This window comes from Flectobacillus major DSM 103 (genome assembly GCF_000427405.1).
In the GTDB taxonomy this organism is placed as follows: Bacteria; Bacteroidota; Bacteroidia; order Cytophagales; family Spirosomataceae; genus Flectobacillus; species Flectobacillus major.
This window is the reverse complement of record NZ_KE386491.1, coordinates 3,698,721-3,721,633: the sequence shown is the minus strand read 5'-3', so window position 1 is coordinate 3,721,633 and position 22,913 is coordinate 3,698,721. Positions and strand designations below refer to the sequence as shown.

Genomic DNA, 22,913 nt, shown 5'->3' with positions numbered 1-22,913 from the left:
CCATTCATCAAAACCTACTTTTAATTTAAACCTGAACATTCTATTTTCGTTCTTGTATTTGTTTTGGTTTCATAACAAAACAGAATCCTTTGTAGCTCTATGAAGGAAAGTAAACCATTTAAGACATCTTATAACAAGCTATTCAACATGCTAAAAACTGCCACGAAAATCTCTTTGGTTGTGATGGCTCTAGGCGTATTTCAGGCCCAAGCTCAAGACAAAAAAGGAGATGTAAAATCACCCCCAGCTGCCGCCACGCCAGCCGCCAAACCAGAAGCACCTAAAACAGGGCCAAAAGCTTATAAAGAAGTAATTACTGAAAAAGCCAAAACCACAAAAGGGTTGTTTACGGTTCATAAAATAGAAGATAAATACTATTTTGAAATACCTGATTCATTGATGGGCCGTGAAGTCATGTCTGTAACACGTGTTTCTAAGTCTGCAACAGTACCGGGGTCGGTTGGTTTGCCTGCTTATGGGGGCGAGTTGCTCAACCGCCAGGTTATTCGCTTTGAAAAAGGCCCTGAAAACAAAATATTTCTTCGTGCGGTACAATACATCAATGTATCGGCCGACTCTACACAGCCTATTTACAAAGCTGTACGTAACTCAAATGTTGACCCAATTGCTCAAGCATTTGAATTAAAGGCTATCAAAAAGGATTCTATTACCAAATCGTCAAATTCAGTTATTGAAGTAACCGATTTTTTCAAGAGCGACAACCAAATTATTTCGTTACCTCCTTATATAAAATCAACTTATAAGCTTACGGTGCTTGCTCCAGACCGCTCTTATATTGTTTCGGCAAAGACTTTTCCTATCAATACCGAAATTCGTGTTGTAAAAACATACAGCGGTATTCCTCCGATGCCAGGCCCTCCAAGTCCAGTGCCATCGGTGTCGTTACCTTCTGTGGCAGCTACAGGTGCTTTAACAATGGAAATCAACACGTCGATGATTTTGTTGCCTAAAGAGCCTATGAAAAAACGCTATTTCGATTCAAGAGTGGGTTTTTTTGCTAATGGATACACGGTATTTGACGAAAACTCGCAACGTACCGAAGACCAAACTTTTGCTGTTCGCTGGAGATTAGAACCCAAAAATGCAGAAGATGCTGCCAAGCAAAAAAGAGGTGAGCTTATCGAGCCTAAAAAGCCGATTATTTATTATATCGACCCAGCCACACCCGTAAAATGGAGAAAATACCTAAAAGCAGGTGTTGATGATTGGCAAAAAGGTTTTGAAGCTGCGGGTTGGAAAAACGCTATTCGTGGCGAAATCCTTGCCGATAACGACACTACTATTAGTTTGGAAGATGCCCGTTATTCTGCTATTCGCTATTTTGCTTCAGATATTGAAAATGCCTATGGCCCTAATGTACATGACCCACGCTCGGGCGAAATCCTCGAAAGTCATATTGGCTGGTATCATAACGTAATGAAGTTATTGAAAAAATGGTACATGACCCAAGCGGCGGCTGTTGACCCAAGAGCTAGAAAAAGCAAATTTGATGATGAATTAATGGGCGATTTAATCCGTTTTGTGTCTTCTCACGAAGTGGGGCATACACTTGGCTTAAGACATAACTACGGCTCAAGTAGTACTGTACCCGTAGAAAAACTACGTGACCCAAAATGGATTGCAGAACATGGCCATACCCCTTCTATAATGGATTATGCTCGCTTTAATTATGTAGCACAACCCGAAGACGGTGTAAAAGACCTTTACCCGCGTATTGGTGAATACGATACATGGGCGATTAAATGGGGCTACCAAACCTTGGACGGTGCAACAGCCGAAGACGACCAGAAAGCACTAAGTAAGCAGTTTATTCAGGAATATGCCAAAAATCCAAGAATCTGGTTTGGTACTGAAACTAATCCTTACGACCCTCGTTCGCAAAGCGAATGCCTTGGCGATAACAATATGCTGGCAAGTGAATATGGTATCAAAAATTTGAAGCGTATTGTTCCTAATTTGGTAGATTGGACCAAAGAGGAAGCTCAGGATTATGATATGCTAACAGAATCATATAACGAAATTGTAACACAATACCGTCGTTATATTGGTCATGTCGTAAAAAACATTGGTGGTATTTTTGAAACACCTAAAACTTCAGACCAAACTGGAGTAGTGTATGAACCTACACCTAAAGCAACTCAAAAAGAGGCTATTGTTTGGCTAAATAAATATGTATTTGATACACCTTCCTGGTTGTTGGATGAGAAAATTTTGTCAAGAATTCGCCCAGACCAAGGTTTAGATGCTATCTCGAAGATTCAAGAATCGGCCTTAAATAGTGTTTTTGCGATTGACCGCTTGCAAAGATTAATTGAAACTCAAACCAAATTGGCTAGTGCTTATGGCTTAGACGAACTTTTTACGGATGTTCGTACAAGTGTTTTTGCGGAATTAAAAACTAAAAAAGCTACAGACACTTTCCGTAGAAATTTACAAAAAGCTTTGGTAGAAAAGTTGATTGCTACTACCAATGCTAATGGAATTACTATGAGTGGAGGTTTTTCTTTCAGAGGAACAGTTATTCCTCCAGCTGTCGACCCTCGCAAAACAGATATAGTGTCGGTAAGCCGTGGTCATTTGTTGAGCTTGAAAGATGAAGTAAAAGCTGCTTTACCTTTGATTACCGATAAAATGACAAAATACCACTTACAAGATATTTTGTTTAGAATCGAAAAAGGTTTAGACCCCAAATAAGCAAAACCATAAGAAGTATCAATAAATAAAACCCCGCTAGCAATGGCGGGATTTTTTATGAATAGACTCTTTTGGGCAAAAGTTGAGATGCTGTATCAGCTCAGAATAAGGCCCATCAAACAGAAATCATATATCTGATATGCTTTAATATTTTGCATATTACTAACTAAGTATTCAGAAATGTTTCTGAACTTTCGGGAAATTATTTCTATTCATTAATCATCAATTAATTACCTATTCATGGATTTTGGAAAGCTGTCAAAATATGATGTTGAAAGAGTAAACTTTACGCTTCCATCCGACAATCAATATAATCAACAAGTACTTCAACCAGTGGTAGCACAAAAGCCCAAGGTTTTTGTGGGATGTCCTGTTTGGGCCAATCGTGATTGGAATGGAAAAATATATCCATTTTCAGCCAAAAATCATGAATTGTTGGGACTATACTCCAAGCAGTTCAATACCATAGAGCTTAATGTAACGCATTATCAAATTCCGACAGAAGAAACGATAGAACGCTGGAAGTGGGAATCGAATGAAAAATTTACTTTTTGTCCAAAATTTCCTCAAATTATCTCGCATGATAAATTACTGCAAAATTGTGATGCTTTAACCGAAGCATTTTGTAATAGTATTTTAGCTTTAGGCCCCAAGCTTGGAAGCAGCTTTTTGCAGCTAGCTCCGCAGTTTGGCCCTAAACAATTACCTATTTTAGAAAAATACTTACAAAAACTTCCCGAGAACCTACCTGTTTCGGTCGAGTTTCGTCATGAAGATTGGTTTAAATACCCAAACATTTGGCAAGAAACTTTAGCCATGCTAAATCATTATCATAAGGGTACAGTAATTACTGATGTAGCAGGCCGACGCGATGTTTGTCATCAAAGCCTCTCCAATTCGGTAGCCATGATTCGGTGGGTAGGTAACGAACACCCCTCCGATTACAAACGGATTGATGAGTGGGTTTTGCGGTTAAAACAATGGTTTGAACAAGGCTTATCTAGCTTATATTTGTTTGTACATATTTGCGAAAATAATATCGCTCCCGAAATGGCTAACTATTGGATAAGTCAACTCAATATACACTGTAACTTATCAATTATACCACCAAAGTTTTTGCCCAAAGTAGAACAGATGAGTCTGTTCTAAAAATAGATAAAGAATCCTTTGTCTTTCTTTATTCTTCGCCTAACTTTGTAAAATGAACAGCACAATTACACATCATCACCATCTTATGATTTCCTAACAAGGAAGGGCTGGTGAGTATTGTGCCATATTGACGACACAAACATTCAACAATAAACAGAAAGCCTGATTCCTTGACGAGTCAGGCTTTCTGTTTATTGCTATTTCAATATTAGAGGTTTTAAGTAAAACTTCGGCTACTTTTCAACTAAATATAAGTTTGGGGTAAGTATTCTTGTTGAATCGCCCGAAACGAAAGAGTTAAACATGAAAACTGTAATTATCAAATACAATGCAGGCAATGTACAAAGTGTAATGTATGCTTTGGATAGAATTGGAGTATCTTACCTTTGGACAGACGACGAAGCCGAAATAAGAACAGCCGACAAAGTGATTTTTCCAGGAGTGGGTGAAGCCAGCACGGCTATGGCATACCTACGTGAAAAAGGCTTAGACCAAGTAATACCTTCGTTGAAACAACCTGTGTTGGGTACTTGTGTGGGTATGCAACTGATGTGTCGTTATTCGGAAGAAAATGATACTACTTGTATGGGTATTTTCGATTTAGATGTAAAGCGTTTTGATTCTTCGGCCTTTAAGGTCCCTCATGTGGGCTGGAACAATATCTATAACCTCAAAACCGAACTAACTACTGGCTTAAAAGAGAATAGCTATGTGTATTTTGTTCACAGCTACTTTGCCGAATTAAGCCCTTATACAGTAGCCCAATGCAATTATGTACAACCGTTTTCGGCTATGTTACACAAAGATAATTTCTATGCTGCCCAGTTTCATACCGAAATTAGTGGCAAAGAAGGCCAAACTATCTTAGAGAATTTTCTTAAACTTTAGTAACTACGATAAAGTACCCAAAACAATGATACAAATTATTCCAGCCATAGATTTGATTGATGGTAAATGTGTAAGACTTACTCAGGGAGACTATTCACAAAAAACAACTTATAACGAAAACCCTTTGGAAGTGGCCAAGTCGTTTGAAGATGCGGGTATTCAAAGATTACATCTTGTAGATTTGGACGGAGCAAAACAAAAGCGAATTATTAACCATAAGGTTTTAGAAACGATTGCTACCAAAACAGGCTTACATATAGATTTTGGCGGAGGAGTGCAGTCGGACGAAATGATTCAGGTTGCTTTTGAGTATGGTGCTAAACAGGTAACAGGAGGAAGTGTAGCTGTGAAAAACCCAGAGTTGTTTGAGGGTTGGTTGAAAAGCTATGGTGGCGAAAAGATTATTTTGGGAGCTGATGCCCGAAACGAGAAAATTGCTATTTCAGGCTGGCAAGAAGCTACCGAAAAATCGGTATATGATTTTGTGGGTGAATATATCCAAAAAGGAGCAAAATACACTATTTCGACCGATGTAGCCAAAGATGGCTTACTTCAAGGCCCAAGTTTTGATTTGTACAAAAACCTTCAAGACCAATACGCCGACCTCCATATTATTGCTAGTGGAGGTGTGTCGGTACTCGATGATATTATTAAGCTGAATGAAATGAATATATTTGGCGTAATTGTTGGAAAAGCTATCTATGAAGGACGTATAACACTCAAACAATTGGCTGAATTTCATAAATAATGCTTTACCAGAATACCCAATGCAATAGGTATTCATTATAGATAGATACTCATGTTAACAAAAAGAATAATCCCTTGTCTGGATATTAAAGACGGAAGAACCGTAAAAGGAACTAATTTTGTCAACCTTCGTGATGCTGGCGACCCCGTAGAGCTAGGAGCTATTTATGCCGAGCAAGGGGCTGATGAATTGGTTTTTTTAGATATTACCGCTACTGTCGACAACCGCAAAACCTTAATCGATTTAGTACGTAATGTGGCTAGGCATGTCAATATCCCGTTTACTGTGGGCGGAGGGATTTCGTCGATAGAAGATGTTTCGGCTTTGTTAAATGCAGGTGCTGATAAAGTTTCTATCAACTCGTCGGCTGTGCGTCGTCCTGAATTAATCAATGAACTGGCTTTACAATTTGGTTCACAGTGTATAATCGTGGCTATTGATACTCGATTTATTAATAACGAACATATTGTGCATACCCATGGAGGCCGAAAACCTACCGAATTAAGAACGATTCAATGGGCTAAAGAAGTAGAAAACCGTGGTGCAGGCGAAATTCTATTGACATCTATGGATACCGATGGTACAAAGGCAGGATTTGCCAATGAGCTTACTGCCGAGATTTCTACCAATTCATCTATTCCTATTATTGCTTCAGGAGGAGCTGGAACAATGGAGCATTTTACCGAGGTATTTACCAAAGGTAAAGCTGATGCTGGATTAGCCGCAAGTATCTTTCACTTTAAAGAAATAGATATAATAGAACTAAAACAATACTTAAAAGGGCAAGGTATTTCGGTAAGGCTATAAATAATAATCGACTATTGGCTAATACCGATACCTAAAAGGTTTAGTTATTTTTGTAAGTATTCATCTCAAGAACATACATAACGATGCAATTAGATTTTGAAAAACAAGGCGGGCTTATTCCTGCAATTATCCAAGATGTCAAAACCGATAAAGTGTTGATGTTGGGTTATATGAATCAAGAAGCTCTTGAAAAAACAGAGAAAGAAGGGGTTGTTACTTTTTTTAGCCGTTCAAAACAACGCCTTTGGACAAAGGGCGAAACCTCAGACAACTTCTTGCATGTTGTCGAAATCTTGAAAGATTGTGATGAAGATACCCTTTTAATCAAAGTAAATCCTGCTGGCCCTACTTGTCATACAGGAGCCGATACCTGCTGGAATGAAAAAAATGAGCCAGGCCAAGCGGGCTGGCTAAATCACCTAAAAGCAGTAATTCGTGAACGTAAAAATAACCCCACAGAGGCATCTTACACAGCTAGTTTATTTAAAAAGGGAACTAACAAAATAGCCCAAAAAGTAGGAGAGGAGGCTGTAGAACTTGTCATAGAGGCTATGGACAATAACGATGATTTGTTTAAAGGTGAAGCCGCCGACTTATTATTTCATTATTTGGTATTGTTAGAGCAACGAGGCATTGATTTTGACGAAATCATTGACGTACTTCGTACCAGACATTCAAAGTAGCTTTCGGTTAGGTAAATATATATTTATACCGAATGTATTATTTTATTAATCTTAAACCTAATAATGCTGTATGGTTAATTTTATCATTAAATATTTATTGATTGCATTGGCTGTAATGGCTGGTGCCAGGTATATCAATGGTATTGTAATAGACTCTTTTAGTACATCGCTTATGGTGGCAATAGCCATGGGGTTTGTTAATACATTCCTCAAGCCTATTCTAAAAATCATTAGCCTACCAATTACCTTCCTAACCTTGGGTTTGTTTCTATTGGTAATTAATGTTGTACTGGTTTATTTAGTTGCCTACTTTGTACAAGGTTTTACCGTACATGGTTTTATACCTCCTTTGTTATTTAGCTTTGGCTTATCTATTATATCTACTATTCTTGGTTGGATTTTAGACTAAAGCTTATAAAATCAACGTATTAATATAAACCTTGGAGGCAACTTTAGGGTTTATTTTTTTGCCATTCTAAAAAAATAAAAGTGGTTATTAGATTAGAATAGTAGGTACAATTGAAGGATAATGTATTTCTGCTGTATATCAATGTCGTATATTAAGGTTTACTCATGCCTGATAAACTGTTAGATAATGGGTTTGGCATATTTTTTGACTAATCATAAATACATTACGATAAAAAATGGAGTTTTATAGCTATAAGATAAACTTGAGTAATACCGCCAGTGAGGTCAAGTGTACATTGTTATCGTAATTGATAATCAGATGTTTATAAAATGTTTTAATCGGTATTAGTCTAATAGTATTATGAAAAAATGGTTCTTGATTTTTGTTTGTACTTTTTTGTTTTTCTCTCTTAAAGCTCAAAAAAGTATATTAATTACATCTACTTTTAAGCCTGCAGATAAATCACAAATTGAAAAGACATTAGGTTTGGGGCGTAGTAAAACCGAATTGTTTAGTAAATCACGAGAAATGGTAGTAATAGATCGAGATTCTATTTACACTGATGTTGATGAAGTAGCATCTTTTCAGGGTGGCAACGAGAATATGAAGCGGTTTATAGCTCAAAACTTAGTCCGCCCAAAAGGGTCGAAGGGGGAAACGGTATTAGTGAAATTTTTGATAGAACGATATGGCGAAATCAATAAAGTACATATTGTCGAAAGCTCGGGAAATCCATTGGTAAGTGCCGAAGCAATTAGAGTTATTAAAAAAATGGGAGCATGGAATCCTGCCAAAGTCAATGGTGTAGAAGTAGCGTCATTTTATGTATTACCCATAAGTTTCTAGACCTCCAAAAGACTAACCCAAAACCTCAGAAAGTACTATCAAAAGTATTTTCTGAGGTTTTTTAGTATCCTAAGCCACAAAAAAGCCCCATACGCTTTGTATGAGGCTTTTACTAATTAAGCAATGCTTATATATTTGTTGACTAAACGAAGTATTTTAATTTAATAACTTCTTTTTCAGTCAAGAATCTCCATGTGCCACGAGGAAGGTCTTTTTTATTCAATCCTGCAAAAGTGGTACGGTCAAGTTTTAGTACTTCATAACCCAACGATTCAAAAATTCTTCTTACGATTCGGTTACGGCCAGAGTGAATTTTGATACCTACAACCATTGCATCGGGTGTAACAATTGCCAATTCATCGGCTTTGATTTCGCCATCTTCCAAAGAAAGCCCCTTCAATATTTGGTCAAAATGTTCGGTTGTCAAAGGCTTATCTAATTCAACCTGATACAGTTTTTCAATCTCGTTTGATGGGTGCGTTAATTTATCTGCTAATTCGCCATCGTTGGTTAACAACAACAAACCTGTTGTATTTCTATCTAAACGACCTACAGGATAAATACGTTCTTCACAAGCATTTTTTACCAAGTCCATAACGGTTTTACGCTCGTTAGGGTCTTCGGTTGTTGTGATAAAGTCTTTTGGTTTATTTACCAAAACATAAACCGTTTTTTCACGACTTAGCTTGCGGTTGCCATATTTAACAATATCACCAGGTTTTACCTGATACCCCATTTCAGTAACGACTTTACCGTTTACCTTAATTTCGCCAGCTTTTATTAAATCATCCGCTTCTCTTCTTGAACAAATACCTGCATTAGCAATGTAGCGATTCAAACGAACATCTGTAGATGCGTGTTCGCTTTTCTCGATTTGTTTTTGAATTTTTTTAGGAGCTGACTCTTTAAATTTATCAATTTGGTAATTTGGAGTCCATTTATCCGATTCTTCAACTGGGCGGTGAGCTCTAAATAAGTTTTTACCACCGAAGTTAACCTTAGCCGAACCAAAAGTTTTTTCTGCTCTTGGAGCTCTTTTTTCGTATCCACCTTCAGTTCTTGGCTTGAATTCACGTTTTTCGCCGTCGAATTCTCTTCTAGGCGGTCTAGCATCTTTATTGAATTCTCTTTTTTCGTATCCACCTTCAGTTCTTGGTTTGAACTCACGTTTTTCACCGTTAAATTCTCTTCTAGGGGGTCTTGAATCTCTATTGAATTCTCTTTTTTCGTATCCACCTTCAGTTCTTGGCTTGAATTCACGTTTTTCACCGTCGAATTCTCTTCTAGGGGGTCTTGAATCTCTATTGAATTCTCTTTTTTCGTATCCACCTTCAGTTCTTGGCTTGAATTCACGTTTTTCACCGTCTAATTCTCTTCTAGGGGGTCTTGAATCTCTATTGAATTCTCTTTTTTCGTATCCACCTTCAGTTCTTGGCTTGAATTCACGTTTTTCACCGTTAAATTCTCTTCTAGGGGGTCTTGAATCTCTATTGAATTCTCTTTTTTCGTATCCACCTTCAGTTCTTGGCTTGAATTCACGTTTTTCACCGTTAAATTCTCTTCTAGGGGGTCTTGAATCTCTATTGAATTCTCTTTTTTCGTATCCACCTTCAGTTCTTGGTTTGAATTCACGTTTTTCGCCGTTGAATTCTTTTCGAGGAGGGCGTGAATCTCTATTGAATTCTCTTTTTTCGTATCCACCTTCAGTTCTTGGTTTGAATTCACGTTTTTCGCCGTCGAATTCTCTTCTAGGGGGTCTTGAATCTCTATTGAATTCTCTTTTTTCGTATCCACCTTCAGTTCTTGGTTTGAATTCACGTTTTTTCGCCGTTGAATTCTTTTCGAGGAGGGCGTGAATCTCTTGACTCATAAGGTTTTTTGTCAAAACCACTTTGTTCTCTTTTCGCAGGGCTTTCTCCTCTTAGTTCACGCTGTACATCTTCTCTTCTGTCACGTGTTTGCTGTCTTCTCTCAGGACTAAATTCTTCTTTTTGAATTCTTTTTCTCATTTTGTTTGATTGTTAAAAAATTGCAACATCACTGCTGTAATAAAAATTATTAAACCGCTTGCGTTTAATAACGAAAATAACAAGTATTACTTGTATAACATTCTGACTATTAGAATACTTACTACTCTAATCACTAAACTAGGGGTGCAAAGGTACAATATTTTTCATAATATTTAGCTACTTTTTAAAGTACAATTTTTTGCTTTTTTTTCAAAGGCTATTTTGTTCATTATTAGTGCGTTAAATATTAGTCTGATGAATTAACACAATCATTTTCGGGTTATATTCGTTTATAAAATGGCTAAACTGCCTAACTTGTGAAAAAAATCCATTTCCTTATGCAAAAACTGCGTACTACGATATTCCTACTATCCACCATTTTGTTGTTGGAAAGCTGTAATTCTGCTCTTCAGTCTTTTAAAAAAGGTCAGAAAAAGTTTGATAATGGAGAATATGAGTTGGCTATTAAGGAGTTTAAAAAAGCTGCTACCGCCAATTATGAGCCTGCCAAATCAGCCTATCTGATTGCAGAATCCTTTCGTTTATCAAATCGTTCTTTGTTGGCAGGTGAATTTTATGAAAAAGCACTTGCGGCAGGGAGTCGTGAAAACGACTTGCGTTTTCATCTGGCTTATACACAAAAGGCTCAAGGTAAGTATGAAGAAGCTGCACAAAATTTAGAGAAGTACCTTTCGGGGGTGCCAAGTAAAGAATTCAAAAACAAAGCCCAATCCGAAATAGATTTACTGCCAGAGGTATTGGCATTGGCCAATAAAAAAACCTATATAGAGATTAAGCCCGTTAATATTAATACTCAGGGGACAGAGTTTGCTCCAATTCTCTTAGGAAATGATTTGCTTTTTACGGCTTCTCGTAAAGAACTAACCTACAAAAACAATGGTTTGCCGTATTTGGGGCTTTATAAGGCATCAATCAATAGCCCAACAGAGGTAGCAACGCCTGCTCTTTTTAGCCCAAGTATTTTCAAAGACAATGCCAATGAGGGTACACCTGCTTTTACGAAAGATGGCCGTACAATGGTATTTGCCCGAGGCAATACTGGCAAGCGTTCTGATCAGTCGCCCGATGTAGACTTGTATATTTCAAAACAAATTGATGGACAGTGGTCTGAACCAGAACTAATTTCGGTATCTGATTCGTTGGCTTGGGATGGTTGCCCAGCTTTTTCGAGCGATGGCCGTACCTTGTATTTTAGCTCAAACCGTACTGGAGGAAAAGGTGGTTTAGATTTGTACAGAGCCAATATCGATAATGCTGGAAGATTTGGAAGGGCTATCAATATGGGGTCGGATATTAATACGGCTGGCGACGAAATGTTCCCTTATATTTCGGCAGATGGAAAACTTTATTTTGCCTCAGATGGTCATGCAGGTTTGGGGGGCTTAGATTTATATGTAGCTACTCGCAAAAATGGAGAAATTAATGTTGAGCATCTGGGTATTCCACTCAACTCCCGTTTTGATGATTTTGGCCTAGTGGCTGTTGATTCTACCAAAGGGTATTTTGCCTCTAACCGAGATGGTGGCAAAGGCGACGATGATATTTATTATTACGAAAACACTCAGCCCGGCAAGAAATTCCAAGAAGAGCCACCAGTACTTGCCAAAAAAGACCCTGCCAAAAAAACGATTCGCTATTACCTTTCAGGCTTAATTACCGATGTTAAAGGTCAGCCTTTGGATTCGGTGAAGGTAGCTATTTTGGATAATGATAGCCAGCAGGCCATTGAGGAGGTATTTACAAAGGCCGATGGCAGTTTTAATAGAGTAAAAGTAGAAACAGGTAAGTCATATACACTGGTAACAGAAAAGAAAGGCTATTTTATTAAAAGAGAGCCTTTTAGTATGCTTGGGCGAGAAATCGCTTTGGAAAAATTAACGAAAGCTGAAACAGATACTACTTTTTATGTTAATATTCAATTAGATAAACCAGAGGTAGGAAAAGAAATTACCAAACTATTCCAAATTGCTCCTATTTATTATGATTTAGACAAAGCGAATATCAGAAATGATGCAGCCGTAGAATTGGATAAAATTGTTCAGATTTTGACAGATAATCCCAATATCAAGCTAGAGCTTGGCTCACATACCGACTCTAGGGCAACTGCTGATTATAACCAAAAGCTATCTCAAAGACGTGCAGACTCGGCGGTAGAGTACATTATCTCGAAAGGAATAGCCCGTACCAGAATTGTGGCTAAAGGTTATGGCGAATCGCAATTGGTGAATCAATGTGCCGACAATGTGAATTGTACAGAAGAAGAACACCAAATGAACCGTAGAACAGAATTTAAAGTATTGGAGGTAAAATAAATTTTAGCAACAATAAATTAGAAGGAGTTATGAGGATTGGGTAATTTTGCTCAACACTCGTAACTCCTTAATTTTTTTACTCCAATGAGTTCAATTCTTCTTATTAATGCACAGGTTGTCAACGAAGGCAACATTCAGGCTAACGATATATTTGTCAAAGACGGTATTATCGAAAAAATCGGTCCTAATCTTTCAGGAATTGTTGCTGATAAAACTATTGATGCCACTGGCAAATATATATTTCCAGGGGTAATTGACGACCAAGTTCATTTTCGTGAACCAGGACTTACTCATAAGGCTTGTATTTATTCAGAGGCTCGTGCTGGCGTAGCTGGTGGGGTAACTACCTTTATGGAAATGCCTAATACCGTGCCGAATGCCCTTACCCAAGAACTTCTTCAAGATAAATATGATATTGCAGCAAGAACATCGCTGGCCAATTATTCATTTTATATGGGAGCTTCTAACGACAACATTGAAGAAGTTTTAAAAACAAATATCCAAAATGTTTGTGGTATAAAAGTTTTTATGGGGTCTTCAACAGGAAATATGTTGGTGGATAACGAGAAAACATTAGAAAATATCTTCTCGAATAGCCCAACATTAATAGCAACGCACTGCGAAGACGAAGCCACCGTAAGGGCTAATACGGCTTTGTATAAAGAAAAATATGGCGATAACCCTCATCCAAGGGTTCATCCCGAAATCAGAAATGTAGAGGCATGTATTAAATCATCGTCTATGGCAATTGAACTTGCCAAAAAACATGATGCCCGTTTGCATATTTTGCATATTACGACTGGCGACGAAACACATTTGTTTAGCAATGATGTCCCTCTAAAAGATAAAAAAATTACGTCCGAGGTTTGTGTGCATCACCTTTGGTTTGATGCTCGTGACTATGAAACGCTAGGAAACCAAATTAAGTGTAATCCTGCCGTAAAAGCTGATGGGCATAAACAACAATTATTGGCAGCTTTATTAGATGACCGCATAGATGTAATTGCTACCGACCACGCTCCACATACTTGGGAAGAAAAACAAAACCCTTATTGGTCGGCTCCGTCGGGATTACCTTTGGTTCAGCATCCGCTTCAATTGATGTTGGAGTTTTATAAAGAAGGTAAAATTTCGCTAGAGAAAATAGCCGAGAAGATGTCGCATGCTGTTGCAGATTGTTTCCAAATCTCAAAAAGAGGATATATTCGTGAAGGTTATTGGGCTGATTTGGTGGTTGTTGATTTGGGTGAACAAACTACCGTTAGCAAAGACAATATTTATTATCAATGTGGCTGGTCTCCACTAGAAGGCCAAACGCTTCATTCCACAATCACACATACGCTTGTTTCGGGGCATTTAGCTTTTGAAAATGGTTCTTTTGATGAAAGTAAAACAGGACAAAGGGTATTGTTTGAAAGATAGAAAAGAAACATGAGGCATCCCAAATTTAGTGAATGAGTGATTACTTTTGAAGATGCTTTGCGGCTAAAGATGTGTAATTCTGATCATAAAAAAGGCGTTCGGAAATTGTTTTCCGAACGCCTTTTTTATGAATATCCACTAAATTCCTATCATTTGAGCAATTGTTAAGCCTCTTCAATATTCTCTTAACGACCTGATGAATCCCAACAAACACAAATAGGAAGTCGCTTTTAACATTACTCAAAATTTGGGACGACTCATGTTTCTGCCATTAAAACATATCGTCAAAAATGAAGGTCAAATAAAAACCGAGTGTAAAGGTTTTCCAAGGCTGAGATGAACTATTTTTCGATATGTCTACTAAGCCTTGACTACAAGTGATTCCAAAATGGGTAAACCTGTCAAACTGAATGCCTATCCCTGCATTTATTCCAAAGTCTAGTCTTTTAACCTTATTGAAGGCACTCTCAGATGTAGTAACTGTACTATCGGCCAAGCCCGTTTCTTGATTAAGATATTGACCTTTGGTATGAAAACCTCCCCAGAGGCCATACCCAATATATGGCCCACCCCATATATGTAAGGGATTGCGGCCCACCCCTGATGGGCCTATCGTCAATGAAAAGTTAGGCGAAAAATCTAAGTAGTGGATTCCTGTGGTTGTTTTATAATATGTAGAATCGCTATGAGGTAATTTTTTGGCAAAACCTCGTACACTATAATGAATCTCAGGCTGAAAACTAACCTTATTGCTAATAGGATAGTTATGGCCATAACCACAATCAAAGACAGGCTTTACCTGCATATTGCCTTGAATCATGCTAGTGCCTTGTATTGTAGTATTTCGCAATCCCATTCTAAAGATATTCCTGCTTTTTTGGAATTGAGAAAAGCCACAAATAGACGTGAGTAGAAATAATAAGGTAAATGAATAACGCATATAGGTAGATGATATAAGTTAGAGATGCGGTAAAGATAAAATCTAACGTTTATAACTACCAAACCAAAAAATAAAACTAATTATTTTTTAATTTTAAGGTCATTTTTTGCTTGTAATAGGCTCTTGTTCTGGCAATTATAGCCCCTCCAATTGCACCTGGAGCTAGCCAAGCTACTAGCGGAGGTAAAACCTCATGGTTGTTAACAACCAAAAAAGCTGTTACCGTAGCAATATACGAGCCTCCCATTCTGCTAATGTGATTGAGTAGCCAATGGATATTTTCTACCTTCTTTTTTCCTATAAAAACCAATAAGTCTTGTACTGCAAGTGCCATTGAGAATGCACCAAATACAAAAAATAATACAAAGTAGAAGGTAATTCCTTTGCTAAATGCCCAAATTCCAAAACCTAACATTACTAATGCTCCTAAAAGAGCAATGATAGCTCCTGTCCAGTCTAGTGCCGTAGGCTGGATACCCCTTTTCATACGGATAAGCCTAACGCCTGTAAAGGTGTTATAAAAACTAAAAATGGCAATACACCCCAAAAATATTAAGCGTACTTCCATCTGAAACCGAATAAGAGCTGTGATTGCTACACTCATCATAGCATAATAATATACTTTGCCCCAAATGACATGTGTTTTTCCTCCTTTTTTTGCTATCATAGCTACTAAGCCAACAATTAAGGCTAAAAAACCCGATAAGATGTGGATGAATAATGCACCGCTTAGGATTGTCTTCATAATCATGTTTTTATTATTTGTTTGATAAAAGCTTGAAACAAAAGTATACCATGACCTAGATACCTACAAATGAATGGGGTATCAGACAAGTTTTTGTGGTATTTGACAATGATAAGGGGCTTTAGGGACGTTTGACAAAGCTTTTTAAAGCAAAAAACCTTGATATGATTGGTATATATCAAGGTTTTGAAGACAAAAAATATTGTTTAAAATAGTTCTCCTGTACGATATTTGGGAACAACTCCCAGATGGATATAGGCTTTTTCGGTTGCTTCTCGTCCACGTGAAGTTCGTTTCAAAAAGCCTTCTTGAATCAAAAAAGGCTCATAAACCTCTTCGATTGTTTCGGCTTCTTCTCCACAAGCAGTTGCAATAGTTGATAACCCAACAGGTCCACCTTTGAATTTTTCGATAATAGTACTCAATATTCTATTATCCATTTCATCCAATCCATTTTGGTCTACATCCAGAGCCTGCAAAGCCATTTCAGCTATTGCTACGGTAATACGGCCATTGCCTTTTACTTGGGCAAAGTCGCGGGTTCGTCTGAGTAGGTTATTAGCAATACGAGGTGTGCCTCTACTTCTTCGAGCTATTTCGTATGCACCTTCGTTGTCAATAGGCGTACCAAGTATTTGACACGAACGCTGTACAATAGAAGTCAATAATTTGGCATCGTAGTATTCTAAGCGAGCATTGATACCAAAACGAGCACGCAAAGGGGCAGTTAGTAATCCTGCTCGTGTGGTAGCTCCGATTAAGGTAAAGGGATTGAGTGAAATTTGTACACTTCGAGCATTGGGCCCCGAATCTAGCAAAATATCTATCTTATAGTCCTCCATAGCAGAATATAGATACTCTTCAACAATAGGGTTAAGACGGTGAATTTCATCAATAAATAGTACATCGAAAGGCTGAAGATTGGTAAGCAATCCAGCCAAATCAGAAGGTTTGTCTAATACTGGCCCAGAGGTAATCTTGATATTAGCCTCAAGCTCATTGGCTACAATATTAGATAAAGTTGTTTTTCCCAAACCTGGAGGGCCGTGTAATAGCACATGATCGAGGGCTTCTTCTCGTTGTTTAGCAGCCTTAACAAATACCTTGAGGTTGTCCAATACTTTATCTTGCCCCGCAAAATCGTCGAACGATAAGGGGCGTAACGCACGTTCTATTTCTTTCTCGACAGGAGATAGGTTTTCTTTATTCCCTTTTAAATAATCTTCTCGCATGATATATCTTGATTTCACTAGGTTAGTGAAAAATGGTCTTCAAATGGTTTTAACTCAAAAATACATCTTTTTCAACTTTGTTGGTAATGTCTTACCAAATACCAGCGAATTGTCTTTAAAAAACTAAGAATGGTAAAAGTTTTTTCTTTAATTTGTGCAAAATATTCTAAACAATATTAAAATATTAAGTATAGCCTCGATACACAATAAACAAGGAGCTGTATGGCATTAATTGGTACTTTAATTTGGAAAGAATAAGAAACCTTTATCAAAACCAAACAACTATGCAATCGGCTATCTTAGGCGAATTAATCGGTACTGCAGTATTAGTATATTTAGGCAATGGTGTGGTCGCCAATGTATTATTGAAAGGCTCGAAAGGAGAGGGAGCTGGCTGGATGGTTATTGCCACAGGATGGGCTATGGCTGTAACTATTAGCATTTTTGTTTCGACAGCCTTTGGTAGTCCTGCTGCCCATTTGAATCCTGCCGTAACTGTAGCTATGGCTACCAAAACAGGCGATTGGGCAAATGCCCTTTATTTTATTGTTGCTCAAATTGCAGGAGCAATTCTTGGTGCAACATTGGTTTGGCTACATTATTTGCCACATTGGACACATACAGAAGACAAAGGGCTAAAATTAGCTTGTTTTTCGACAGCACCTGCTATCCGAAACCTCGTAGCAAACATTCTGAGCGAACTACTTGCTACAGTTCTATTTATCATTGCACTTGGGGCATTACCAAGTATACCCAACCAGCTAGGGCCGTATGCTGTGGGCTTATTGGTATGGGCCATAGGGTTGTCGCTTGGAGGTACAACGGGTTATGCTATTAACCCTGCCAGAGACTTAGGGCCTCGTATTGCACACGCTTTGTTGCCTATCGAAGGGAAAGGAACTTCCGACTGGGGATATGCTTGGGTTCCTGTGGTGGGGCCTGTGGTGGGGGCTATTATTGGCGGACTAATTATTGCCTATATATAAGTAGAATAGAGAGCAATTTGCTCTCTATTCTACTTTTGCTTTAATAAACTTTACGGTAGTTCTTCTATTTTTTTGATGTTCTAGCTCGGTACAACTTACGCCGTCGGCACATTCGTTTACCAAGGCTGTTTCGCCATATCCTTTTGCCAACATTCTATTTCTTTCAATTCCCTTGCTAGCAATATAATCTACAGCTGTTTGAGCTCGGCGAGTAGATAAGTTGAGGTTTACCTGAGCATCGCCTCGGCTATCGGTATGTGAGCCTATTTCGATAACCATCGTTGGGTTTTTCATTAAGGTAGCTGCTAATTTGTCTAACTCACGAGCAGCATCTTTTCTGATTTTGGCACTACCTTTGTCGTAATAGATATTATCCATAGTAATAACATCTCCTTCTTTAAACAAGCCTAAGTCTTGAGAAATTTCACTGTTTTTTCCTTTCTTGGCTACTTTGGTAATTTTGTTGACTTTCTTGCCGTATCCGTCTTTTGAAACCTCCAATGTATAGTCACATCCGTCTTCCATTTCAAAAGCATAGACCCCGTCGGCTCCTGTTACTACTTGCTGTGTGGTATTGTTACATTCATTTCTAAATGTTACCAAAACACCTTCTATCGGGATTTTCTCAATTTCGGTTTTTATAACCCCCTTCAATAGCGAGCTTTTATCGGATTTACCGACTGTTGGTATGCTAGGCTTAGTAGGGGTGATGGTATCTGCCTTGATAGGTTTTTCGGAAATAGGTTCGGTCATAACAAGTCGCATTAAAGGTATTTCTAGGCGAGAAGGAGCATTGTCGGCTTCGCCTTTACTTGAATACCCTAAATAGTTGGAGGTATAACCTTCTTTTTTGATACCAATAACATAGTCCAAATCTCGGCCAATACAAAACTTTACCGTTCCCAAATCATCAGATTGGTATTTTTCATTAGTTCCACCTTTAATTTCTAGTTCTATGTTGGCATTGGCAATAGCAGTTTTTGTTTCGCTGTCATAAACACTAACGGTCATCTCTCGGCAAGAGTACAACGATGTTTGTCGGCTAAAGCGATAAATATCATCATCCTCGCCGCGTCGTCTATCGCTGCTGAAATAGCCTGTTTTTCTTTCTGTATCGGTAATAATACCAAAATCATCGTTGACAGAATTGAATGGTTCGCCGATATTAAAAGGCTTTTTGGTGGCCAAACCATTTTGGGTTTCTACCCAAAAAATATCTAAGCCTCCTTGTCCTTTGAGGCCGTCGGATGAATAATACAGATTGCCACGATCATCAACAAAAGGGAATACTTCTGTTCCTTTTGTATTAATATCTTTGCCAAGGTTAACGGGGTTTCCCCATTTGCCATTATTGTATTCGACCACCCAGATGTCCATACCGCCAAATCCTCCTTTGCGGTCAGAGGCAAAGTATAAATATTTCCCATCTTTTGACCAAGCAGGGTGAGCTGTCGAAAAGTCGTCGCTATTGAATGGTAATTCTTGAGCTTCGCCCCAACCCCCATTTTCAAAATTAGCTATATAGAGTTTTAGCTTTGTTACGTTATCTTCACTTTTACCTTGTTCGCCGTCGTTATAATTGTTTCGGGTAAAGATAATTTTTGAAAAATCGCTACTAAAAGTAGCAGGCCCTTCATGAAATTTTGTATTGAGAGTTTTGCTAAAAACTTCGGATTCTGCAATTTTACCTTTGGGAGTTACAGTAACTGTTTCAGTAGAAGGAATATCGAAAAAATTCAATGTTTTTGAATCATTGGCTGTAAAACGGGTATAAAAGTCTTTTCCTAACCTTTTATCTCCAGTATTGGAGGTTGTTTTTGGGGTTTTCTTGACATCCAATTCGTCTTCTGAAATCCCCGATAACTGTGCCAAATCGCTGAGGTAGTATAAATCCAAATACCCTTTGTTGCCTGTAAGGCCACTACCTGAGCCTTTTCCAGAACAGAATACGAGGCCATTTTTATAATACATCGGGCTAAACTCTGGCTTGTTGGTATTAAAGCTAAGATATTCGACCAAGTATTTGGCATTGGTATTATACAAAGCACTAACATCGTTGGCTAGATTGGTGCGAGAACTTATGGTGCTTTCGCTAAGAGTAGAGCTGAGTGTATTGTACTTATCAAACCATTCTTGAGCCTCTTTGTATTTGTTATTATTGACCAATACTTGGGCAAAATAAAGATATGATTTGAGTTGGTCGCCCGATACCGATACAGGAATATCCAAAGCTTGCCGATACGTTGATTCGGCTTTGGGCATATTTTGCACCTGTTTATAACTATATGCTAGTTGTAATAATGTAGCAAATCGTTCGGAAGAAGAGAGTTGAGCAGAATCCTTTTGAAGAACTTGTTCAAATTTGGGTATGGCAGTAACAAAGCTCGATAGCTCAAAATGGCGGATAGCATCTTTGAGTAAGGAGTTGTTGGTCTGAGCTACTATTGGTACACATAAAATAGCGGTCAGAATGAATGTGATTCCAATTTTTTTTATCTTAGGCATTGTCTAAATTTCTTAAATTTGAAATTTTAGCCAGAAATCTTCATCAAATTGATGCTACTATTTTGTCAATTTTATGAGCTAACAACTAAATTCTCAGGTGAATTTAAAGCATAAATCATGCCAAGGGTTAATTGTATTTTTCTTATATGATTAAGGGAATCTCTGGTAGTTTCTATGACGAAAATATCATCTGAAATCATCCTTGTACTTTCCAAAATTGGTTTTTGTAAAAGAATATGGTTTTTATTAGGGTATTCTTTATTCATTACAAATATCAAACCAATTTATTGCTCTTAACTTTGTCATGAATACAAATATAAAATTTATGTTAAAAAGTTTTTATAATGAAACGCTTATTGAAGCAGGACTCGACGAAGCTGGGCGTGGATGTTTGGCTGGGCCTGTAGTGGCATCGGCAGTAATATTGCCAAAGTATTATACACACGAGCTTCTTAATGATTCTAAGCAATTGAGTAAAAAACAAAGAATTATTTTGCGAGAAGACATCAAAAAAGATGCCCTTGCTTGGGCTGTAGCCGAGGTGTCAAATTGGGAAATTGATGTTATTAATATACTGAAAGCCAGTATGAAAGCTATGCACTTGGCGGTAGATCAGCTCGCTATTCGCCCCGAACATTTGCTCATAGATGGCAATCGTTTTCCTAATTATCCGCTTATTCCTCATACTTGTATTGTCAAAGGCGATGCCAAGTTTTTGAATATTGCAGCTGCTTCTATTTTGGCTAAAACGCACCGCGACGACCTTATGGAGCAGTATGCCTTGGAATACCCTCAGTACGGTTGGGAACAAAATGCGGGGTATCCAACCCCAAAACACCGAAAAGCTATTCAAGAATTTGGTACAACGCCCTTGCACCGAATGAGTTTTAGAATGTAAATTGACAAAGTTTTGGCTTCAAGAAGGATTCAACAAGGGGTTTTCCCAAAGCCTTCTGAGCTTGTTAAACTCAACTGGATGTATTTCAAATCATTAAAAATATTATGGGAATAAGAGCCTTTTTGGCAAAGCCTTTCGCCGCATACGTGATAAACCAACGCAAAAAGTGGGAAACCAATGCCGTTGAAACACAACTCAATCTGATGAAATCTTTGGTTGAATCAGCTGCAAATACGCTTTTTGGTAAAGACCACCATTTTAGTAATATTACTGATTATGTGTCTTTTAAAAATGCCGTTCCTATTCGAGATTATGAAGGGCTAAAAAGCTATGTCGAGAAAGTTGTGGCTGGCGAGGAGGATATTTTGTGGAAAGGTAAGCCGCTGTATTTTGCCAAAACGTCGGGGACTACCTCGGGGGTTAAGTATATTCCTATTTCAAAAGAATCTATTGGGTATCATATCAATGGAGCTAGAGATGCTTTGTTGAGCTATGTGTATGAAACTGGAAATGCTGGTTTTTTGGACAAAAAGCTCATTTTCTTGTCGGGGTCGCCCGAAATGACACAAAAACACGGGATTCATATTGGTCGCCTTTCAGGAATTGTCAATCATCACGTACCGGGTTATCTTAGAAGTAATCAATTGCCAAGTTATGAAACCAATTGTATGGACGATTGGGAAAGTAAACTCGATAAAATTATAGATGAAACTTTGCCCGAAAATATGTCCTTGATTTCGGGAATTCCACCTTGGGTACAAATGTATTTTGACCGAATTCAGGCTCGGACAGGTAAAAAAATCAAGGATGTTTTTCCCGACTTTTCGGTATTTGTTTATGGAGGTGTAAACTTTGAACCCTACAGGGCAAAACTTAGTGAATCTATTGGTAAAAAAATAGATTCTATCGAAACTTATCCTGCCTCTGAAGGATTCATTGCTTATCAGGATTCACAAAAAGCAGAAGGGTTGTTGTTGTTGCTCAACTCTGGTGTTTTTTATGAATTTATTCCTGCCGAAGACTATTTCAAACCTAATCCTCGTAGGTTGCACATCGGAGAGGTTGAGTTGGGCGTTAATTATGCTTTGGTGATGAATACCAATGCGGGGCTTTGGGGGTATTCAATTGGTGATACCGTAAAATTTGTGTCGCTAAATCCATTCAGAATAGTGGTGTCGGGTCGTATCAAACACTTTATTTCTGCATTTGGCGAGCATGTTATTGGCGAAGAAGTAGAAAAAGCCATGCAATATGCTATGCAGCAACATCCTGAAGTAGAGGTGGTTGAGTTTACAGTTGCACCACAAGTTACACCTGCCGAAGGTGGTTTACCTTATCATGAATGGCTTGTTGAATTTGCTAAAGAACCAAACAATATGCAAGCCTTTATTAGTGACTTAGACAAAAAACTAACTGAACTGAATGTCTATTATGATGATTTGATAACTGGTAATATCTTGCAGAAGCTCAAAATAAGGTCGCTTCCTCCCAATGCTTTTATTGACTATATGAAATCACAGGGTAAATTAGGGGGGCAAAACAAAGTACCTCGCTTGTCGAACGATAGAAATATTGCTGATGTAATTTAATAAGCAGTT

The 22,913-nt window shown here is 38.0% G+C and carries 19 protein-coding genes; 13 read left to right on the top strand and 6 right to left on the bottom strand.

Annotated elements, in window-relative coordinates; genetic code table 11:
- The first annotated feature begins 147 nt into the window (after positions 1-147).
- The 8 genes from FLEMA_RS0136280 (at position 148) to FLEMA_RS71445 (ending at position 8,245) form a co-directional block, all read left to right on the top strand.
- Positions 148-2,715, top strand: coding sequence for a zinc-dependent metalloprotease (locus FLEMA_RS0136280; protein WP_026996561.1), 2,568 nt, complete (start codon positions 148-150; stop codon positions 2,713-2,715).
- A 240-nt stretch (positions 2,716-2,955) separates the two neighbouring features.
- Positions 2,956-3,864: a DUF72 domain-containing protein gene (locus FLEMA_RS0136270; protein WP_026996560.1), complete on the top strand. Its 909-nt coding sequence runs from the start codon at positions 2,956-2,958 to the stop codon at positions 3,862-3,864.
- 303 nt (positions 3,865-4,167) lie between these two features.
- Positions 4,168-4,752, top strand: coding sequence for an imidazole glycerol phosphate synthase subunit HisH (gene hisH, locus FLEMA_RS0136255; RefSeq protein WP_026997897.1), 585 nt, complete (start codon positions 4,168-4,170; stop codon positions 4,750-4,752).
- Positions 4,753-4,777: 25 nt separating this feature from the next.
- Positions 4,778-5,500, top strand: coding sequence for a 1-(5-phosphoribosyl)-5-[(5-phosphoribosylamino)methylideneamino]imidazole-4-carboxamide isomerase (gene hisA, locus FLEMA_RS0136250; RefSeq protein ID WP_044172484.1), 723 nt, complete (start codon positions 4,778-4,780; stop codon positions 5,498-5,500).
- Positions 5,501-5,551: 51 nt separating this feature from the next.
- Positions 5,552-6,307 carry an imidazole glycerol phosphate synthase subunit HisF gene (hisF, locus tag FLEMA_RS0136240; protein ID WP_026997896.1) on the top strand — a complete coding sequence of 252 codons (756 nt, stop codon included), beginning with the start codon at positions 5,552-5,554 and terminating at the stop codon, positions 6,305-6,307.
- Positions 6,308-6,390: 83 nt separating this feature from the next.
- Positions 6,391-6,990 (top strand): bifunctional phosphoribosyl-AMP cyclohydrolase/phosphoribosyl-ATP diphosphatase HisIE, encoded by a 600-nt coding sequence (gene hisIE / locus FLEMA_RS0136230; RefSeq protein WP_026997895.1) that lies wholly within the window; start codon positions 6,391-6,393, stop codon positions 6,988-6,990.
- A 70-nt stretch (positions 6,991-7,060) separates the two neighbouring features.
- On the top strand, positions 7,061-7,399 hold the full coding sequence (locus FLEMA_RS0136215; protein WP_026997894.1) for a phage holin family protein: 339 nt from the start codon (positions 7,061-7,063) through the stop codon (positions 7,397-7,399).
- 360 nt (positions 7,400-7,759) lie between these two features.
- Positions 7,760-8,245, top strand: coding sequence for an energy transducer TonB (locus FLEMA_RS71445; protein ID WP_044172482.1), 486 nt, complete (start codon positions 7,760-7,762; stop codon positions 8,243-8,245).
- Positions 8,246-8,387: 142 nt separating this feature from the next.
- Here the strand turns inward: FLEMA_RS71445 and FLEMA_RS76610 are convergent, their stop codons facing one another.
- Positions 8,388-10,115 carry a pseudouridine synthase gene (locus FLEMA_RS76610; protein ID WP_081681348.1) on the bottom strand — a complete coding sequence of 576 codons (1,728 nt, stop codon included), beginning with the start codon at positions 10,113-10,115 and terminating at the stop codon, positions 8,388-8,390.
- Positions 10,060-10,254 (bottom strand): hypothetical protein, encoded by a 195-nt coding sequence (locus FLEMA_RS76820; RefSeq protein ID WP_144080132.1) that lies wholly within the window; start codon positions 10,252-10,254, stop codon positions 10,060-10,062. Before FLEMA_RS76820 ends, FLEMA_RS76610 begins: the two co-directional genes overlap by 56 nt.
- Before the next feature lie 338 nt (positions 10,255-10,592).
- Here FLEMA_RS76820 and FLEMA_RS0136155 point away from each other — a divergent pair, with 338 nt between their 5' ends.
- Together FLEMA_RS0136155 and FLEMA_RS0136145 are read left to right on the top strand one after the other, a co-directional pair.
- Entirely contained in the window at positions 10,593-12,587 is a 1,995-nt protein-coding gene (locus FLEMA_RS0136155; protein ID WP_081681347.1) for a CHU_0125 family OmpA-like outer membrane integrity protein, read from the top strand.
- An 84-nt stretch (positions 12,588-12,671) separates the two neighbouring features.
- Entirely contained in the window at positions 12,672-14,009 is a 1,338-nt protein-coding gene (locus FLEMA_RS0136145) for a dihydroorotase (protein WP_026997893.1), read from the top strand.
- A gap of 271 nt (positions 14,010-14,280) precedes the next feature.
- Here FLEMA_RS0136145 and FLEMA_RS71435 read toward each other — a convergent pair whose 3' ends face one another.
- The 3 genes from FLEMA_RS71435 to ruvB form a co-directional block, all read right to left on the bottom strand.
- Complete coding sequence (locus tag FLEMA_RS71435) at positions 14,281-14,949, bottom strand: porin family protein (protein ID WP_081681346.1); 669 nt, start codon at positions 14,947-14,949, stop codon at positions 14,281-14,283.
- Positions 14,950-15,025: 76 nt separating this feature from the next.
- A complete protein-coding gene (locus tag FLEMA_RS71430) occupies positions 15,026-15,694 on the bottom strand; it encodes a hypothetical protein (RefSeq protein ID WP_144080131.1) in 669 nt (222 codons plus the stop codon).
- A 206-nt stretch (positions 15,695-15,900) separates the two neighbouring features.
- A complete protein-coding gene (ruvB, locus tag FLEMA_RS71425) occupies positions 15,901-16,926 on the bottom strand; it encodes a Holliday junction branch migration DNA helicase RuvB (protein ID WP_044172476.1) in 1,026 nt (341 codons plus the stop codon).
- A 284-nt stretch (positions 16,927-17,210) separates the two neighbouring features.
- On the opposite strand from ruvB, the gene FLEMA_RS0136045 reads away from it, so the two are divergent.
- A complete protein-coding gene (locus FLEMA_RS0136045) occupies positions 17,211-17,912 on the top strand; it encodes an MIP/aquaporin family protein (RefSeq protein WP_026997892.1) in 702 nt (233 codons plus the stop codon).
- A gap of 24 nt (positions 17,913-17,936) precedes the next feature.
- Here FLEMA_RS0136045 and FLEMA_RS71420 read toward each other — a convergent pair whose 3' ends face one another.
- Positions 17,937-20,417: an OmpA family protein gene (locus FLEMA_RS71420; RefSeq protein WP_044172474.1), complete on the bottom strand. Its 2,481-nt coding sequence runs from the start codon at positions 20,415-20,417 to the stop codon at positions 17,937-17,939.
- A 325-nt stretch (positions 20,418-20,742) separates the two neighbouring features.
- On the opposite strand from FLEMA_RS71420, the gene rnhB reads away from it, so the two are divergent.
- Positions 20,743-21,315 (top strand): ribonuclease HII, encoded by a 573-nt coding sequence (gene rnhB / locus FLEMA_RS0135970; RefSeq protein WP_026996553.1) that lies wholly within the window; start codon positions 20,743-20,745, stop codon positions 21,313-21,315.
- A gap of 104 nt (positions 21,316-21,419) precedes the next feature.
- Complete coding sequence (locus tag FLEMA_RS0135955; RefSeq protein WP_026997891.1) at positions 21,420-22,904, top strand: GH3 auxin-responsive promoter family protein; 1,485 nt, start codon at positions 21,420-21,422, stop codon at positions 22,902-22,904.
- Positions 22,905-22,913: the final 9 nt, after the last annotated feature.

Coding starts and splice junctions, on each gene's coding strand:
- FLEMA_RS0136280 (WP_026996561.1), top strand. CDS start 148: ATGCTAAAAACTGCCACGAAAATCTCTTTGGTTGTGATGGCTCTAGGC.
- FLEMA_RS0136270 (WP_026996560.1), top strand. CDS start 2,956: ATGGATTTTGGAAAGCTGTCAAAATATGATGTTGAAAGAGTAAACTTT.
- hisH (WP_026997897.1), top strand. CDS start 4,168: ATGAAAACTGTAATTATCAAATACAATGCAGGCAATGTACAAAGTGTA.
- hisA (WP_044172484.1), top strand. CDS start 4,778: ATGATACAAATTATTCCAGCCATAGATTTGATTGATGGTAAATGTGTA.
- hisF (WP_026997896.1), top strand. CDS start 5,552: ATGTTAACAAAAAGAATAATCCCTTGTCTGGATATTAAAGACGGAAGA.
- hisIE (WP_026997895.1), top strand. CDS start 6,391: ATGCAATTAGATTTTGAAAAACAAGGCGGGCTTATTCCTGCAATTATC.
- FLEMA_RS0136215 (WP_026997894.1), top strand. CDS start 7,061: ATGGTTAATTTTATCATTAAATATTTATTGATTGCATTGGCTGTAATG.
- FLEMA_RS71445 (WP_044172482.1), top strand. CDS start 7,760: ATGAAAAAATGGTTCTTGATTTTTGTTTGTACTTTTTTGTTTTTCTCT.
- FLEMA_RS76610 (WP_081681348.1), bottom strand. CDS start 10,115: ATGAGTCAAGAGATTCACGCCCTCCTCGAAAAGAATTCAACGGCGAAA.
- FLEMA_RS76820 (WP_144080132.1), bottom strand. CDS start 10,254: ATGAGAAAAAGAATTCAAAAAGAAGAATTTAGTCCTGAGAGAAGACAG.
- FLEMA_RS0136155 (WP_081681347.1), top strand. CDS start 10,593: ATGCAAAAACTGCGTACTACGATATTCCTACTATCCACCATTTTGTTG.
- FLEMA_RS0136145 (WP_026997893.1), top strand. CDS start 12,672: ATGAGTTCAATTCTTCTTATTAATGCACAGGTTGTCAACGAAGGCAAC.
- FLEMA_RS71435 (WP_081681346.1), bottom strand. CDS start 14,949: ATGCGTTATTCATTTACCTTATTATTTCTACTCACGTCTATTTGTGGC.
- FLEMA_RS71430 (WP_144080131.1), bottom strand. CDS start 15,694: ATGAAGACAATCCTAAGCGGTGCATTATTCATCCACATCTTATCGGGT.
- ruvB (WP_044172476.1), bottom strand. CDS start 16,926: ATGCGAGAAGATTATTTAAAAGGGAATAAAGAAAACCTATCTCCTGTC.
- FLEMA_RS0136045 (WP_026997892.1), top strand. CDS start 17,211: ATGCAATCGGCTATCTTAGGCGAATTAATCGGTACTGCAGTATTAGTA.
- FLEMA_RS71420 (WP_044172474.1), bottom strand. CDS start 20,417: ATGCCTAAGATAAAAAAAATTGGAATCACATTCATTCTGACCGCTATT.
- rnhB (WP_026996553.1), top strand. CDS start 20,743: ATGTTAAAAAGTTTTTATAATGAAACGCTTATTGAAGCAGGACTCGAC.
- FLEMA_RS0135955 (WP_026997891.1), top strand. CDS start 21,420: ATGGGAATAAGAGCCTTTTTGGCAAAGCCTTTCGCCGCATACGTGATA.